The sequence below is a fragment of the Phyllobacterium sp. CL33Tsu genome (assembly GCF_900113985.1).
GTDB lineage: Bacteria > Pseudomonadota > Alphaproteobacteria > Rhizobiales > Rhizobiaceae > Phyllobacterium > Phyllobacterium pellucidum.
Genome location: NZ_FORJ01000006.1, coordinates 227,237 through 242,174 on the forward strand (window position 1 = coordinate 227,237; position 14,938 = coordinate 242,174).

Sequence of the window (14,938 nt, forward strand, 5' to 3'; positions counted from 1 at the left end):
TGGTTGTTATTGATACGGCGACACGCAAAGCGATAAATCAAGGATTTTCTGCATGCTCGCTTGAATATGTCGTCCTTTGCAGCCTTCCCGCCCGGTGCAACGGCTACGTGGAAGCTTCGTCGTCGATTGGATTTTGCCTGAACAGTTCACCGACCAGCCAACTATCGAGATAAGCGCGCACTTCGACGATCTTGGCGTCAGCAAACCGGCACAGCCAGCAATAGTGGTTGTCAAACCGCAGGCCGCTATGGGCCGTCGCCATCGACCGGAGTTCGACCACCGCCCATGCGCCATCAATCAGGACATTCTGAACAGTCAGCTGTACGCCGTCGGGCAGCACCTTCGCCAGCTTTTTAAACGTGCCGGCGACGAAATCCTTCTTGCTGTGATAGTGGCCCGCAAGAGGGTGTGTGCCCTCTACGATCCAATCGACATCATCGGCAACATGCGCGAAGAAATTTGCGCCGTCGCCGTGCTCGAGATGCGCGAAGAGCGCAATGACATCCTGCTTGTTCATGGCGATGTCCCCGTGTTGTCGCCACTATATACGGACAATGCTTAAACGCGAAGATGTGAGCTTCCCCGCCTCGCAGCAAGGCGCAGCCACGTCGGCAGATGGAAGACGCTCATAAGCAGATACATAATAGCCATATCATTGAGCGGGGACATGCTTTGAACGGAGCCGCACATGCTTTCCGCCGTGCCACTTGCCGTCAGCACCGCCATCAAAACAAAGGCGGGCGTCGCTGCGTAGCTCAGTCCGTCCGCAATACGCAGCAGCAGATTAAGCTTCGGCGAGCGTGCAGTGACCTTGGATGCAGTCATTCTCCTTCTCCTGCTTTTATCGTAGCATCGCCATTGCGAGCGGTTGTGTGATGGGCAGACTAGGATGGCGGTGGAAATGCCGAGAGTTACAAGTTTGACGGGATCTGCATGGACTCGATGATTACCGCCGCCGCACGGCTGCTCGCGACCGGAGATCTCCTCGGCGCATTGAAGCGGGTCGCGCTTCGTGACGACGCACCGGCACTGGCGCTACGCGGCATCGCAATGGCGCAGCTCGGTGAACTTGCTCGCGCCAGAGCGCTGTTAAAGTCTGCCGCGCGCGCATTCGGGCCGCGCGAAGCGGTCGCCAGGGCGCGTTGCATTGTCGCCGAGGCGGAGATTGCACTCGTCTCTCGCGACCTTGCCGGCCCCCTCAAGACATTGGCCGACGCCCGGGCCGTGCTCGAGACGCATGGAGACCGATTGAATGTCGCGCATGCTCGCCACGTGGAAGCTCGGCGGCTGGTTTTGATCGGTCATGTTAATCAAGCGGAGCAACTGCTCGGCGATCGCGATGCTACGAGGCTTCCCCCGCCCTTGCGCGCCGCCTACGAGTTGGTGATTGCCGGAATTGCCATCCGGCGCTTGCAGACCAAAGCTGCGCGCGTCGCCCTGCAGCGCGCAGCCGATGCTGCAATGCAGGCGCGTATCCCGGCACTTGTTGCAGAAGTTGAAAGCGTCTCGCGCGTGATGGAGATGCCCGCCGCGCGCCTCATCGCGCGCAGCCATGAGCGGCTTGTACGGCTCGAAGATGTCGAGGCGCTTTACGCGTCGGACACTCTCGTCGTCGATGCCTGCCGCTACGAGATACGCGATTCAAGCGCCTGCGTTTCGCTGGCCAGCCGCCCGGTGTTGTTCACACTCGCCCGCACCCTCTGCGCGAATTGGCCAGGCGATGCATCGCGACGTGACCTTATTGCCGGCGCCTTTCGCAGCAAGGAAGCCGATGAATCGCATCGGGCTCGCCTGCGCGTCGAGATCGGCCGGCTCCGCAGTGCGCTTCGTGCAATAGCGGATATCAAGGCGACCGGCGAAGGCTTTGCACTGCATCCGCTGCATTCTCAAGCCGCGGTCATCCTCGCTCCACCTGTCGAAGAGCAACATGGCTCGCTGCTCGCCTTGCTTGCCGATGGCGAAGCATGGTCGAGTTCCGCCCTGGCCATCGCTCTTGGAACTGGCCCTCGCACCGTTCAGAGGGCGCTCGAAGCCTTGGCGGCTGCTGGCAAAGTACAGGCCTTCGGTCGCGGGCCGGCACGCAAATGGATGATCCCGTCCATGCCGGGATTTCCGTCAACTTTGTTACTCCCCGGTCCATTGATGAACGGCTAGGATATAGCGATGAAACACTCCCAAGCTGAAATTCTCCGCGAGTATGGACCGTTTCCCGGCGTGGAACGCGTCCATGGCGTCACCTATGACGGTCAACACGTGTGGTTTGCATCTGGCGAGAGGATCAATGCTCTCGACCCCGCTGCCGGAAAGGTCGTGCGGTCGATCGATGTCCCCGCGGATGCCGGAACAGCCTTCGACGGTAAATATATCTATCAAATCGCCGAAGATCGCATCCAGAAGATAGATCCAGAGACGGGTGAAGTCGTCGCGACGATCCCGGCGCCAGGCAATGGCGGCGATTCCGGCTTGGCCTGGGCCGAGGATACGCTGTGGGTCGGGCAGCATCGCGGCCGGAAAATCTACCAGATCGACCCCGAAAGCGGTGCAATCCTGCGGACGATCGAGTCCAACCGCTTCGTCACGGGTGTTACCTGGGTGGACGGTGAGCTTTGGCACGGCACCTGGGAAGGCGACCATAGCGATGTCCGGCGCATCGATCCGAAGACGGGAGAAGTCCTGCAACGCATCGACATGCCGGAGGGCTCGGGCGTGTCAGGCCTCGAGTCCGATGGGAAAGACCGGTTTTTCTGCGGCGATGGCAGTGAAAGCAAGGTGAGAGCCATCCGCAAGCCGAAATAAGCAAGTTATCGTCGACCCGTTTCGTGCACCTGCGCGCGAATTTCTGACTCCCACTTGCCAAGCTTGCTGCACTGCAGCATAGTTCAACCTAAAGAGCCGGATTTTGCTCGCTTGAGTTGCAACGGCATGCTGCCCTTGCAGCGTTTTGGCTTCGCAAGTTTCTGGCGGGGTAGGGTCCATGGGCGCGGCGAGTGACGACAGGTCTGAAGCTGCCAACGCTAAATCGCGAAACCCTCTGCCAATCGACCTCGCCCTGCAAGGCGGCGGGGCCCACGGCGCCTTCACATGGGGCGTCATCGAGCGATTGCTCGACGAGCCATGGCTGACGATCGAAAGCGTGACAGGAACGTCGGCTGGAGCAATGAACGCCGCTGCGCTCGTGTCAGGCTACGCCTTGAATGGTGCTGAAGGCGCAAAGACCGCGCTGGAAGTGTTTTGGCGCCGCGTCAGCGATGCGGCAAAATACAGTCCGATCCAGCGGACGCCGTTAGACAAGATGGTCGGGAACTGGTCTCTCGATAATTCGCCCGGCTATCTGTTCTACGATATCTTCAGCCGGCTCTTCTCGCCCTATCAAACCAATCCGGCCAACCTCAATCCTCTTCGCGACGTTCTTGAGGAATGTATTGATTTCGATCGGCTGAAGCAGTCTGAAATCAAGATCTTCGTGAATGCGACCAATGTGCGGACTGGTCTGCCCCGCGTGTTCCGCAATGCCGAAATGCATGTCGATGTCCTTTTGGCCTCGGCCTGTCTGCCCCTCATTCATCAGGCCGTCGAGATCGATGGCGATCCATATTGGGATGGCGGATTTTCCGGCAATCCATTGCTGACGCCGATCATTCGGGAGAGCAAGGCGCGCGACACGGTGCTCATCCAGATCAATCCTATCGAGCGGCCGGGCGTGCCAAAGACGGCCCCTGACATTCTCAACCGGCTCAACGAAATCTCCTTCAATTCCAGCCTCAAGAAGGAGCTTCGCGGCCTTGCAATGTTTCAGCGCCTCATCGCAGAGGAGGGCGGGCTCGAACACGCGGAGTGGGTCGAACAATGGGCCGACATGCGCATCCATCGCATTACAAGCCCGAAGATGGTCGAACTCGGCGTGTCCTCAAAGCTCAATGCGGAGTGGGAATTCCTGACGATGCTGCGGCTCGAAGGTCACGCCTGCGCCGAAGCATTCCTCAAGGATCATGGCACTGATCTCGGCGTTCGATCTTCCTTCGATATCGACAGCCTTCTTGATACCATCCTCGAACAGGTGTGACGTCCGATGGGCATTCTTGGCATCCTGATCGCGCTCGGTCTGCTCATCTGGCTTGCTTATCGCGGCTGGAGCATCTTGCTCCTTGCTCCGCTTTGCGCGCTTCTGGCCGCCTTGCTTGCCGGCGAACCGCTGCTTGCAAACTGGACGCAGACATTCATGAGCAACGCCGCCCAGTTCGTTGCACAGTTCTTTCCGATCTTTTTGCTCGGCGCGCTTTTCGGCAAGCTTATGGAGGCAAGCGGCTCGGTCGAAGCGATCGCCGCCTATATGACCGAGAAGCTGGGCACGCAGCGCGCAATCCTTGCGATTGTTCTCGCGGGAGCCTTCATCACCTATGGCGGCGTCAGCCTGTTTGTCGCCTTCTTCGTGCTGGCGCCCATGGGACACGCCTTGTTCAAGGCGGCCAATATACCGCATCGGCTGATGCCGGCCGCCATCGCGCTCGGAACCTCCACCTTCACCATGTCGGCCATGCCGGGAACCCCCGCAATCCAGAACGCAATTCCCATGCCCTTTTTTGGCACCAACCCCTTTGCCGCACCGGGACTGGGGCTGATTGCTTCGGCCATCATGCTGGCATTCGGCATGTGGTGGCTCAGCCAGGCCGAAGCCAGAGCAAGGCTGAAAGGGGAGGGCTACAGTTACGCCGGCTCCATCAACCCCAACGATGCTGCCGAGGATGAACTTGTTCGCGAGCGCGCAACCACGGCCCGGGAGTTCGATCCCGGCGAGATCAAGCGTGGTGGCCATACGAGCAGTCTGCCGTCGTTCCGGCTGGCTGCCCTGCCGCTGGTGGTGGTGGTCCTGACCAATTTGATCATGTCCTTCGTGGTCCTCCCGAGGATGGACGTGTCATTCCTGCAGGACGCCCGATGGGGAAACACATCGCTTGCCGCAGTTGGCGGCGTATGGTCCGTGATCGTGGCGCTGGCGACGGCCATCCTTGTCCTGATCGCGACCAGCCACAGGCGCTTGCCGAGCTTGCGCGCTACGATGGATGCCGGTGCCAATGCTTCGGTGCTGCCGATACTCAGCGTTGCCAGCCTCGTCGGGTTCGGCGCCGTCGTAGCCGGGCTGCCGGCATTCGAAGTCGTCAAGAACTGGGTGCTCGGCATCGAAGGCGGTCCGCTGGTGTCACTGGCGCTCGCGACCAATATCCTCGCCGCTCTGACCGGGTCCGCGTCGGGCGGATTGACGATAGCGCTCGATGCGCTCGGACCCGCCTATATGACGATCGCCAAGGAGATCGGCCTCGATCCGGGTCTGATGCATCGCGTCGCGGTCATCGGCGCAGGTACGCTCGACAGTCTGCCGCACAATGGTGCCGTCGTGACGTTGCTCGCGGTATGCGGTTCGACGCACAAGGAGAGCTATGTCGATATCGTCATGGCGGCAATTGTCGGAACGCTCATCGCCCTGGTTGCCGTTATCGGACTTGGAACGGTTCTCGGGTCGTTCTAGGCAAGTTATTCCACAGGCATGTCCGGCCCCGGGTCGCCCCCGGCCGCTGCGATGGCAAGCCGGTCCAGATAATGGTTCCAGCCCTTTTCGTGGCTCGCTCTTTCCTTTTCGTCCGGCAGGCCGCCATGGGTGAAACGCACCAAAGTGCCGCCTTCCTTTTCGATAAGGTCGATCTCGATGAGACCGGACTCAGGCGGCACGGTCTCGCTTCCCTCCCAGCCAAAGCTGTATGCGAGGCGATGCACGGGGATAACTTCCGTAAAATGGCCACGGGCCGTATGCGCGTCATCCATGCTGACGAGATAGATGCCGCCTGGCTGCGGGTCCACCGTCGCTGTGGTGCCCATCCAGCGCAGGATCTTGTCCGGATCGGTAAAGAAGGCGAATACTGTTGCCTGCGGCGCTGCTATCTCGATTTCCCGTTGAAGCGTCTCGCTCATCGTCGGCTTTCCTCAATGGCACATTTCATTCAACCTTGAGTGGTAATTTAAGCCAATCGCGGCCCGAGACAAGGATCAAATCCCATGACAGGGGCGCAATGCCGTTCCATAGTGACACGCATGGGAATGCCATCTTCACTTTCCTTCCTGGTCGACAACGCAATTCAGTTCCAGGATGGCGCTGCCTTGCTGAAGGAACTCGCTGCACAGCTTGCCGCCGACAATATACCGCTGGCCGGCGGTACGCTTACGCTATCGGCACCGCACCCGATCATCAAACAACGCACCTTCCTGTGGCACGCCGACGCGGGGGAGGTCATCGAGGCGCTCGGCCTGGCTGGCCCAGCCGACCCTGACCCGGCCGAACTCGCGCGCAACTGGCTGACGGGTATCGGCACGCATGTGCAGGTGGATTTTACTGGCGGCTCCACTGACGCTGCGATACTGGGCTGGGCGGCCAAGCAGCCGTTCAGCGCGGCCGAGTCGGCGTTGCTCCGGGAAGTGGCGCGCTTTGCCGCTACGCCTCTGGCACTACTGGCAACGCGTTCGACCCTTGCCGTGTTGCTGACAGCATATCTTGGCAAGCGCAGCGCTGCGCGGGTCTTGGCCGGCCGCTCGCGACGGGAACGCGGCGAAACGATCCGGGCGGTGCTGCTTTATGCCGATCTGCGCGGCTTCACCGAGCTGTCAGAGGCCTCGGAACCCAAGGATGTGATTGCCGCCCTCGACGCCTGGTTCGATCGCATTGCCGGGGCCGTCCACGCCTTTGACGGCGAGGTTCTGAAGTTCATCGGCGACGGTGTCCTTGCTGTCTTTCCTATCGGAGCGCGAAACGCCGCTGCCTCCTGCGACGCGGCACTGCGTGCCGTCGTCGCCGCACGTGCGGGCATGGACCATCTGAACCGATCCCGTAGCGCCAAAGGATTGCAGCCCTTGTCCTTCGGCACCGCGCTTCATCTGGGCGAGATGCTTTGGGGCAATATCGGGACCGCCGACCGGCTCGATTTCACCGCGATCGGCTCCGCCGTAAATCTTGTGAGCCGCCTGGAGGGCTTGTGCCGTCCGCTCGGCCATAAGGTGTTGCTGTCAGGGGCGTTCGCGGCGGAAACGACAAGGCCACTCGTGCCGCTTGGGGATCACAAATTGCGCGGCATTGCCATGCCGTGCCCGGTGTTTGCCCTGCCGGAGTGACCAGGCCTTACCCCAGCCGTTGCAGTCATTTTTCGCCGTGGAACAAAATTGAATCGAGCAGCGTTTTGTTCACGTATTTGAACCAGGCAATTTTTCCATGCCATTTTTGAGGAATTCAAATTGATGAAGAAGCTTTATTTCGCAACCGCTCTTCTCTCGCTTCTCGCTCCTGCTGCATATGCTCAAACCGCCGATCCGGTCATTGATGCTTGCAAATCCACGGGTCTGATCGCTCTCCAGCAGAAATCTCCGGATATCACAGATCTTACAATCGATCTCGAAAGTGTCGCGGTATCGGCCACGACGGCGAAAATTGAAGACGTGCCGCTCAAGACGGTTGTTCTTGGAGAATCCTACGTCGTCCGCGGCACAAAATCCGGCAAGCCCGATCGGTTCGTTTGCCTGGTGGGTGACAAGGGAAAGGTTCTTTTGACTTTCTTCACGTCCAAATAGTGTGCGAATTTCTTCGCTAGGTAAATTGCGGGTAGCCCGTTTTTGACGGGCTACCCAGCACTTTCACATGAATGACACAAAACTGAAATCTAGCTGTCATTTAAGCGATATAACGAATGTTCATCGTTCATATGAACATTCGGATACGCATAATGAATATATCTGCAAGGCAACAGGACATCGTCGAACTTATTCGACAACGCGGTTTTTTATCAGTCCAAACCCTTGCCGATCATTTCATGGTCACGCCGCAGACGATTCGGCGCAATATCAACGAGCTTTGTGACGCCAATCTCCTGCGCAGAAGGCACGGGGGCGCGGAATACATCGACGCGCCGTCGATCAATCTTTCCTATGATTCACGCCGGATAAGCTATCCCGAAGAAAAAAAAGCGATCAGTATTTGCGTCGCAAACATGATCCCGAGCCGCTCCTCCGTATCATTCGGTATCGGAACGACGCCGGAATTCGTGGCGCGGGCGATGCTCAACCATGAAGACCTGACTGTCATCACCAACAACGTCAATGTGGCGGTGACGCTGAGTGCAAACCCCTCGAACCGCATCATCATGCCGGGCGGCGTGATGCGCCTGCCTGACCTCGATTTTCTGGGACCGCATGTCGAGGAGATGTATCGCAACTACCGCGTGGACTTCGCGGTCTTCGGCGTCGGTGGCATCGATCCCGATGGCACTTTTGTCGATTTCGACCGTCCCGAGGTTTTGGTCCGTGCTGCGATGCTTCAGAACTGCCGGACGTCCATTCTGGTTGCGGATGCAAGCAAGTTTGGTCGTCTGGCGCCGGCGCGCGGAGGGTCTCTCGCCGACCCCGACATGATCGTACTCGACGCATTGCCGGACGTCGCCGTTACTCCGCTCCTTGCTGACAGCACCATTGCGGCAAAGCTGCGCCTGGCGAACGAAGATTCAAAATGACCGGACAACCCTTCGTTCGCCTCAAGAATATTACCCGCAGGTTCGATGGAGGCGGCGGGGTCAACAGCCTTTCGATCGATATCCCCGAAGGTGGATTCACGGTCCTGCTCGGCCCGTCCGGCTGTGGAAAGTCGACGACGCTTCGACTGATAGCCGGGCTTGAGCCGTCGGACAGCGGCCGTATCGAAATCGGCGGGCGCGATGTTACGGCTCTGGGTCCCTCGGAGCGCGGACTGACGATGGTATTTCAATCTTATGCTCTCTTTCCCCATCTCAATGTCGCCGAGAACATCGTATTCGGGTTGCGCGTGCGGGGCATGGCCAAGAAGGAACGAGAAGCGCGCCTTGCCGAAGCCCTCGACCTAACCGGTCTCAACGGCTACGCCGACCGGAAGGCCGCCCAGTTATCTGGCGGGCAACGGCAACGCGTTGCCCTCGCGCGGGCTATCGTCGCCCGCCAGCCACTTTGCCTGATGGACGAGCCGCTCTCCAATCTCGACGCCAAGCTCCGGCACTCCGTGCGCCAGGAGATACGCTCCCTGCAGCGCCGGCTCGGCATGACGCTGGTTTACGTAACCCATGACCAGACGGAAGCCATGGGCATGGCCGACCAGATCGTGCTCCTCAATCAGGGACGTGTCGAACATATGGGACCGCCCGCCGAGCTCTACGAGCGGCCGGCAAGCGCCTTCACCGCGAGCTTCATCGGCAGTCCGGCGATGACGCTACTCCCGGCCGATATTCTGCCTTTCAACCTGCAGGCGGCGGGAATCTTGCCCGCCGGCCTCAACGCAAAATCTCTTCAGCTTGGCGTCAGGGCCGAAGATTTCATTCTTTTACCCGAGGGCAGCGGCCGACTTCCGGCCACGGTTGTCTTCAGCGAGTTTCTTGGCGCCGAAACCTATGTCTATCTTGCTGTCGATGGCGCCGAGCAAGTGATAGCGCGGTTGCCAGGTCGAAACGAAAAGGCTCCGGGAACTCGCCTTTCGCTCAACTGGTCGCCTGCCTCCGCCAATTGGTTCGACCGCGAAAGCGGCCGATGCCTGCCAAATACACTCCAATTGGTCAGTCAGCCGTAAAAAAACGCTGCCTCCAACATGCGTGACTGCTTTCAATTAAATCATTCAAAGAGGAAACTTTTCATGAGACATTTCACAACTGCTGCCCTTCTTTCGGCGACATTGTTGACGGCCACCGCCATGCCGGCCTTTTCGCAGACTGAACTGACCATGTATTACCCGATCGCCGTCGGTGGCCCGCTCACCAAGGTTGTCGACGGAATGATCGAAGGTTTCCAGAAGGAAAATCCGGAGATCAAGGTCAACGCCGTCTATTCCGGCAATTATGACGATACGCGCGTTCGCGCGCTCTCCGCCATTCAGAGTGGCCAGCCGGCGCAACTTTCGGTGCTTTTCTCGATCGACGCCTACGATCTGATCGAGCAGGACCTGATCGTTCCGTTCGAAGATATCCTCAAGACGGACGACGAAAAGAAATGGCTGAACAGTTTCTATCCGGCATTGATGGCCAATGGCCGCGTCGAAGGCAAGACATGGGGCATCCCGTTCCAGCGTTCGACGATCGTCATGTTCTACAACAAGGACATGTTCCGCCAGGCTGGCCTCGACCCCGAGAAGGCGCCGAAGACCTGGGACGAAATGGTGACGGCGGCCAAGGCCCTGACCAAGGACGGGCATTACGGCCTAATGGTCCCGAGCACCGGCTATCCTTACTGGATGCTGCAGTGCTTCGCCATCGAGAACGGCAAGGAACTGATGAGCAAGGATGGCACGAAGGTCAGTTTCGATGACCCTGCCGTCGTCGAAGCGCTCGAATTCTGGCGCTCATTCTCGACCGAGAAGAAAATCTCGCCGGAAGGTCTCATCGAATGGGGCACACTTCGTCAGGCGTTCGTCCAAGGCCAGACCGCTATGATGTGGCATACGACAGGCAACCTTGCCGCAGTCAAGAAAGAGGCGAAATTCGATTTCGGCGTTGCCGAGCTCCCGGCCAACAAGCAGCCCGGCTCGCCGACCGGTGGCGGCAACTTCTACCTGTTCAAGAAGGCTTCCACGGAAGAACGCGCCGCTTCGCTCAAGTTGATCCGCTATCTGACCGCGCCGGAGCGCGCCGCGCAGTGGTCGATCGAGACCGGCTATGTCGGCGTCAGCCCAGCCGCCTACGAGACGGAAAAGCTCAAGGCCTATGGTAAGGAGTTTCCGCAAGCCCTGGTCGCCCGTGACCAGCTCAAGGTTGCAATTCCGGAGTTCTCCACCTGGAAAACAGCCCGCGTTCGCGAAGCCTTGAACAATGCCGTCCAGGCTGCCCTGACCGGCACGCAAAGCTCAGCCGATGCGCTGAAGGCCGCACAGGCGACCGCCGACGACCTGCTCAAGCCTTATCAGAAGTAACGCATGCCAGGCTGGAACGGAGGAGTTCCTCCGTTCCAGCAATTTCAGACACTACTCGAGAGCAGTCGCATGGATCAAATAGCTGTCTACCAAAAACGCAGGCAATCACTCTATGGATGGATGCTGGCGGCTCCCGCTCTGATCCTGCTCACGATCTTCGCATTCATTCCGACGATCACCACAGTGTGGTCGAGTTTCTTCTCGTCGGGAACGGCGAGGCTTCCGGCGGCGCTCACCGGCCTCGGAAACTATTCCGACCTGATCAATGACCCCGCCTTCTGGACCGTCGTTCGCAACAATGCGGTCTATGCCGGGGTTACGATTCCCTTTTCGATCGCGATCGCCCTTGCCATGGCTCTCTGGGCCAATGCCAGTATTCCGCTGCGCGGTATCGTGCGGGGCGCCTATTTCACCCCGACGATGCTGCCGATGATCGCCGCCGCGAATATCTGGCTCTTCTTCTATACGCCGGGGCTAGGCGTGATTGACAGCATCACGGGCTTGTTCGGCATCGCACCGACGAACTGGCTGGGCCAGCCGGGAACGGCGTTGTGGGCGGTGATCGTCGTCACGATCTGGAAGGAAGCCGGCTTCTTCATGATCTTCTATCTCGCCGCCCTGCAGACGATACCTCCCGATCTCAAGGAAGCCGCAGCCATCGAGGGCGCGGGCCGGATCACATACGCGCGGCGCGTGCTGTTTCCCCTTTTGATGCCGACGACCGCTTTCATCTTCATCAACGCGCTGATCAACTCGGTCAAACTGATCGACCATCTCTTCATTCTCACCAAGGGCGGACCAAACAACGCCACCAAGCTGGTGCTCTACTGGATTTGGGAAATGGCATTTGCCTATTTCGACCGTTCGCACGCAGCCGCCATGACGGCCCTGGTTCTGCTCGCGCTTGGCGCAGTGGCGGTGTTTCAGTTCCGCGTCCTCGACCGCCGGATACATTACCGATGATCATTGCTATTCCCACCGCCCGTCGCAGCCTGCGGCTCGACGGTCTGCTTGATGCCGCCGGGGCGTGGCTCCTGGCCCTGATATGGATCGCGCCGCTGCTTTTTGCTGTTTGGGCGTCGTTGATGCCCTCCGGCCATGCGCTCGATTTCAGCGGCAGCGTCGCGCCGACGCTGGACAATTATCAAAACGCCTGGAACGCCGCGCCCTGGGGGCTTTACTTCCGCAACACGCTGCTCCTGGTCAGCTTCACACTCGTCGGACAGCTTATCCTCTGCACCCTTGCCAGCTATGCATTCGCACGCTTCGAATTCGTTGGGCGGGAGCTGATTTTCATGCTCGTCCTCCTGCAGCTTTTCATCCTGCCGGAAGTGCTGATCGTCGAAAACTATGCGATGATTTCGCGCCTGTCCCTCTTCGACACGATTGCAGGCATGGGCTTGCCGTACGTCGCCAGCGCCTTTGGCATCTTCCTTCTACGTCAGGCGTTCAAATCGGTTCCGGTCGAACTGGAGGAAGCAGCGCGCATCGAAGGCTGCAGCTGGATTGGTGTGCTCTGGCGGGTCTACGTTCCTGCCGCGAAGCCGGTTTACCTCGCCTATGCGCTCGTCTCGGTGGCGACGCACTGGAACAACTTCCTGTGGCCATTGATCGTCACCAATTCCGCCGAAACGCGGCCCGTTACCGTTGGTCTTTCGCTTTTTGGCGCACCAGAGAGCGGCGTTAACATCTCGACGATCAGCGCAGCTACGATCATGGTCGTCGCTCCGCTGATGATCGCCTTCCTGATCTTTCAGAGACAATTTATCCAGGCATTCCTGCGCGCTGGCATTCGTTAGGGGAGGGTAGGCGCTGCCGACGGCCTGCCGCACCTCTGTTTCGATCAGCGCTGCCGGTTGAAGGACCGGGCGACGACGATCTCACCGGTCGTCTTGCGCTCGGTATGATAGGTCCCACGCAGTTTGTTTCTGTCTTCATCGAAATAGAGGTCGAGGTAGCACACGCCCTCATGCGGCATGCTGCGGCTGCGAAACTGCGCCTGGGGATCGGTATCGTAGATATACCAGATACGAAACTTGCCAATCTGGTAGAACGGCTTCAGGAAGCATTGCGTCGTTTGCGACTTCGTCTCTCCGGACTTGAACGTAACCGACGTGGAGAAGAATCCCTGCCGTATGGCAATCGCGACTGGAATAGGCGGCACCTGAATTCCAGTCGCCGGATCCGAATAGGTCGAGACCACTTGGCCGGTCCATGTGCCATTGAGATCAGGGAAGGTGTGGCGCTGCAGCGAGGGAAGCCAATGCCAGGCAAGGCTCCAAATCAACTGCACGAGACCAGCAAGGATCGCCGCTGACGCCAGAAATACGAGCGACCAATTTTCAGGGGTCGCGGGCATGTCACCGAACACATATCCATATGCATACTGGGCGAGGTAGAAACTCAGCACCACGCCAGCGAGAACCAGGCCGAACTGATACTTCGTCGAAACAAGCCGCCACATCTACGCATCTCCCAACGAAAAGGATTGGCAATGATGCCTCATGGCGTTGTGTCTGATGTCGCCGCTGGACGCTCTTCTTCATAGTCAAGTTTCATCAACAGCCCGGTCATCGATTCCCCCAAATCAGCCCTCACAAACTCTATGGAGGACCGATAAATGACAAGGCCGTTTGTTGCGATCGGGCTTGATATAGAAAACGTCGTTACCAGTCGGTGTATTCGTTAAATTGGCACCGGTGCCGATAACGTGCCGACGGAATTCGATATGTGAGAGAGGTTGATTTGGGGTACCCGGTAGAAACAGATAAATTTAATGGGTTTCAAGCGACGTCAACAATGACAATATTGACGGACCGCTTCGGCAATCTTGTTACTGTTACACCGGTGAGAATTAAATGAAGCTGATTCGGAGTGGACTTGAGAAAAAATATCGTGATGAACTTCAGAGCAGTCACCATGCGCTTTTCAACGACAGCGCTAATCGTCGCCTGCTGAACTCAATTAGACGCGCGTTTCCGAAAATGTATTCGGCATATGTCTTGGATTGGATACCAGAGCAAGGGGAGGACATCTTTACCGTTCTGGTCGATGACAACACTGTTGCTACGTTCGAACTGTCGAGATTGAATGGTGAATTGGCAGAAGCACAAAATGTTCGGATGACCAAAGACTATCAACGTGCTCTCCAGAAGCACAAGATGATAAAACTTCTGATCGCTCTGGAGTTGGCCGCAGAGAACGCTGAGTAAGCATGATTGCAAAGGAAGAATTTAAGAAACTTTGTGCGGTCGCAGCGAGTGACAAGTGCGAATTGAAGTCCTGGCTCTCGTAAATAGGCATGAGTGTACGATCGGTGTAATATTGAACATGTGAGTTCTCGCTGAATGGCGACGTCGGAGCAATCGTCGTCCGGTCGTCGACCACCTTCGACAAACCTCGATCCGCTGCAAATCGCGCTCGCTCATTACAATCAGTCCCATCCGCATCTCCCACGTCATCAAAAACGCCGGGAGAGTGACATTCTTACTTTGCAGAAACAGGACACTTCAACTTTGCGGCTACACACCTTTGCGGCATAAGACCAATTATGGAACTAACGCCCAGCCGGCCGCAAGGTCGCGTACGACACAGCTATTGCCTTACGATGCAGCGGAAACCGATATGTGATGTCGCGGAGATGACGAAATCGTATTTGCCACCGGCAATATTGCTGCCTTGGGACTTAAGGATGCGATAGCGATAGCCGAAATAGCCATGGTCCGATGCGGCTGCACCCTCGACCTTGGCCGGATCGGCAAAGCTGCCGGCCGGACTTTCTTCGCCGCCATCAGATTTCCAATAGAGGCCGTCCTGTTTTCCGGGCTCGCTGATGAGTTTTTGCGCAAATTCAAGAACGCCGTCCCCATCATGATCTTCCTCGGCGTAGGTATCCTGGGCGCGAACTTCATCGCGAGCGGTCTGGATCGCCTGCAACTCGTTCTCGCCTATCCGGCGTGAGAGGATTTCCTCAAGACCTGCAAC

Annotated in this window: 17 protein-coding genes; 12 read left to right on the plus strand and 5 right to left on the minus strand. The window is 58.3% G+C overall.

Annotated elements, in window-relative coordinates:
- Positions 1-103 precede the first annotated feature (103 nt).
- Both BM074_RS19630 and BM074_RS19635 read right to left on the minus strand, forming a co-directional pair.
- Positions 104-517, minus strand: coding sequence for a nuclear transport factor 2 family protein (locus BM074_RS19630; RefSeq protein ID WP_091924394.1), 414 nt, complete (start codon positions 515-517; stop codon positions 104-106).
- A gap of 41 nt (positions 518-558) precedes the next feature.
- Positions 559-825: a hypothetical protein gene (locus tag BM074_RS19635; protein WP_091924397.1), complete on the minus strand. Its 267-nt coding sequence runs from the start codon at positions 823-825 to the stop codon at positions 559-561.
- A gap of 108 nt (positions 826-933) precedes the next feature.
- Here BM074_RS19635 and BM074_RS19640 point away from each other — a divergent pair, with 108 nt between their 5' ends.
- The 4 genes from BM074_RS19640 to BM074_RS19655 all read left to right on the plus strand — a co-directional run bounded on the left by BM074_RS19640 (position 934) and on the right by BM074_RS19655 (position 5,524).
- Positions 934-2,154 carry a helix-turn-helix domain-containing protein gene (locus tag BM074_RS19640; RefSeq protein WP_091924400.1) on the plus strand — a complete coding sequence of 407 codons (1,221 nt, stop codon included), beginning with the start codon at positions 934-936 and terminating at the stop codon, positions 2,152-2,154.
- Positions 2,155-2,163: 9 nt separating this feature from the next.
- Complete coding sequence (locus tag BM074_RS19645; RefSeq protein WP_091924403.1) at positions 2,164-2,796, plus strand: Vgb family protein; 633 nt, start codon at positions 2,164-2,166, stop codon at positions 2,794-2,796.
- Between the two features lie 178 nt (positions 2,797-2,974).
- On the plus strand, positions 2,975-4,063 hold the full coding sequence (locus BM074_RS19650) for a patatin-like phospholipase family protein (RefSeq protein WP_091924406.1): 1,089 nt from the start codon (positions 2,975-2,977) through the stop codon (positions 4,061-4,063).
- Between the two features lie 6 nt (positions 4,064-4,069).
- The gene (locus BM074_RS19655; RefSeq protein ID WP_091924409.1) at positions 4,070-5,524 is read left to right on the plus strand and encodes a GntP family permease; all 1,455 of its coding nucleotides are present in this window, start codon (positions 4,070-4,072) and stop codon (positions 5,522-5,524) included.
- A 5-nt stretch (positions 5,525-5,529) separates the two neighbouring features.
- Here the strand turns inward: BM074_RS19655 and BM074_RS19660 are convergent, their stop codons facing one another.
- Positions 5,530-5,964 carry an SRPBCC family protein gene (locus BM074_RS19660; protein WP_091924412.1) on the minus strand — a complete coding sequence of 145 codons (435 nt, stop codon included), beginning with the start codon at positions 5,962-5,964 and terminating at the stop codon, positions 5,530-5,532.
- Positions 5,965-6,084: 120 nt separating this feature from the next.
- Between BM074_RS19660 and BM074_RS19665 the strand changes: the two genes are divergently transcribed.
- From BM074_RS19665 to BM074_RS19695, 7 genes are all read left to right on the plus strand, one after another.
- Complete coding sequence (locus BM074_RS19665) at positions 6,085-7,155, plus strand: adenylate/guanylate cyclase domain-containing protein (RefSeq protein WP_091924415.1); 1,071 nt, start codon at positions 6,085-6,087, stop codon at positions 7,153-7,155.
- A gap of 123 nt (positions 7,156-7,278) precedes the next feature.
- The gene (locus tag BM074_RS19670) at positions 7,279-7,608 is read left to right on the plus strand and encodes a hypothetical protein (RefSeq protein ID WP_027232626.1); all 330 of its coding nucleotides are present in this window, start codon (positions 7,279-7,281) and stop codon (positions 7,606-7,608) included.
- A gap of 152 nt (positions 7,609-7,760) precedes the next feature.
- Positions 7,761-8,543 carry a DeoR/GlpR family DNA-binding transcription regulator gene (locus tag BM074_RS19675; protein WP_091924472.1) on the plus strand — a complete coding sequence of 261 codons (783 nt, stop codon included), beginning with the start codon at positions 7,761-7,763 and terminating at the stop codon, positions 8,541-8,543.
- The gene (locus BM074_RS19680; protein ID WP_091924418.1) at positions 8,540-9,622 is read left to right on the plus strand and encodes an ABC transporter ATP-binding protein; all 1,083 of its coding nucleotides are present in this window, start codon (positions 8,540-8,542) and stop codon (positions 9,620-9,622) included. Before BM074_RS19675 ends, BM074_RS19680 begins: the two co-directional genes overlap by 4 nt.
- Positions 9,623-9,685: 63 nt before the next feature.
- Positions 9,686-10,954, plus strand: a complete 1,269-nt coding sequence (locus BM074_RS19685; protein WP_027232624.1) for an ABC transporter substrate-binding protein — start codon at positions 9,686-9,688, stop codon at positions 10,952-10,954.
- 69 nt (positions 10,955-11,023) lie between these two features.
- Entirely contained in the window at positions 11,024-11,917 is an 894-nt protein-coding gene (locus BM074_RS19690) for a carbohydrate ABC transporter permease (RefSeq protein ID WP_091924421.1), read from the plus strand.
- The gene (locus tag BM074_RS19695) at positions 11,914-12,753 is read left to right on the plus strand and encodes a carbohydrate ABC transporter permease (protein ID WP_091924424.1); all 840 of its coding nucleotides are present in this window, start codon (positions 11,914-11,916) and stop codon (positions 12,751-12,753) included. Before BM074_RS19690 ends, BM074_RS19695 begins: the two co-directional genes overlap by 4 nt.
- Positions 12,754-12,797: 44 nt before the next feature.
- Here the strand turns inward: BM074_RS19695 and BM074_RS19700 are convergent, their stop codons facing one another.
- Entirely contained in the window at positions 12,798-13,418 is a 621-nt protein-coding gene (locus BM074_RS19700; RefSeq protein ID WP_091924427.1) for a Cap15 family cyclic dinucleotide receptor domain-containing protein, read from the minus strand.
- Positions 13,419-13,812: 394 nt separating this feature from the next.
- On the opposite strand from BM074_RS19700, the gene BM074_RS19710 reads away from it, so the two are divergent.
- On the plus strand, positions 13,813-14,166 hold the full coding sequence (locus BM074_RS19710) for a hypothetical protein (RefSeq protein ID WP_091924429.1): 354 nt from the start codon (positions 13,813-13,815) through the stop codon (positions 14,164-14,166).
- A gap of 382 nt (positions 14,167-14,548) precedes the next feature.
- Here BM074_RS19710 and BM074_RS19720 read toward each other — a convergent pair.
- Positions 14,549-14,938, minus strand: a 390-nt coding sequence (locus BM074_RS19720; protein WP_139217694.1) for a DUF2950 family protein, incomplete at its 5' end; no start/stop codon positions are given.

Coding starts and splice junctions, on each gene's coding strand:
- BM074_RS19635 (WP_091924397.1), bottom strand. CDS start 825: ATGACTGCATCCAAGGTCACTGCACGCTCGCCGAAGCTTAATCTGCTG.
- BM074_RS19685 (WP_027232624.1), top strand. CDS start 9,686: ATGAGACATTTCACAACTGCTGCCCTTCTTTCGGCGACATTGTTGACG.
- BM074_RS19710 (WP_091924429.1), top strand. CDS start 13,813: ATGAAGCTGATTCGGAGTGGACTTGAGAAAAAATATCGTGATGAACTT.
- BM074_RS19695 (WP_091924424.1), top strand. CDS start 11,914: ATGATCATTGCTATTCCCACCGCCCGTCGCAGCCTGCGGCTCGACGGT.
- BM074_RS19640 (WP_091924400.1), top strand. CDS start 934: ATGGACTCGATGATTACCGCCGCCGCACGGCTGCTCGCGACCGGAGAT.
- BM074_RS19680 (WP_091924418.1), top strand. CDS start 8,540: ATGACCGGACAACCCTTCGTTCGCCTCAAGAATATTACCCGCAGGTTC.
- BM074_RS19690 (WP_091924421.1), top strand. CDS start 11,024: ATGGATCAAATAGCTGTCTACCAAAAACGCAGGCAATCACTCTATGGA.
- BM074_RS19660 (WP_091924412.1), bottom strand. CDS start 5,964: ATGAGCGAGACGCTTCAACGGGAAATCGAGATAGCAGCGCCGCAGGCA.
- BM074_RS19665 (WP_091924415.1), top strand. CDS start 6,085: ATGGGAATGCCATCTTCACTTTCCTTCCTGGTCGACAACGCAATTCAG.
- BM074_RS19670 (WP_027232626.1), top strand. CDS start 7,279: ATGAAGAAGCTTTATTTCGCAACCGCTCTTCTCTCGCTTCTCGCTCCT.
- BM074_RS19675 (WP_091924472.1), top strand. CDS start 7,761: ATGAATATATCTGCAAGGCAACAGGACATCGTCGAACTTATTCGACAA.
- BM074_RS19645 (WP_091924403.1), top strand. CDS start 2,164: ATGAAACACTCCCAAGCTGAAATTCTCCGCGAGTATGGACCGTTTCCC.
- BM074_RS19650 (WP_091924406.1), top strand. CDS start 2,975: ATGGGCGCGGCGAGTGACGACAGGTCTGAAGCTGCCAACGCTAAATCG.
- BM074_RS19700 (WP_091924427.1), bottom strand. CDS start 13,418: ATGTGGCGGCTTGTTTCGACGAAGTATCAGTTCGGCCTGGTTCTCGCT.
- BM074_RS19655 (WP_091924409.1), top strand. CDS start 4,070: ATGGGCATTCTTGGCATCCTGATCGCGCTCGGTCTGCTCATCTGGCTT.
- BM074_RS19630 (WP_091924394.1), bottom strand. CDS start 517: ATGAACAAGCAGGATGTCATTGCGCTCTTCGCGCATCTCGAGCACGGC.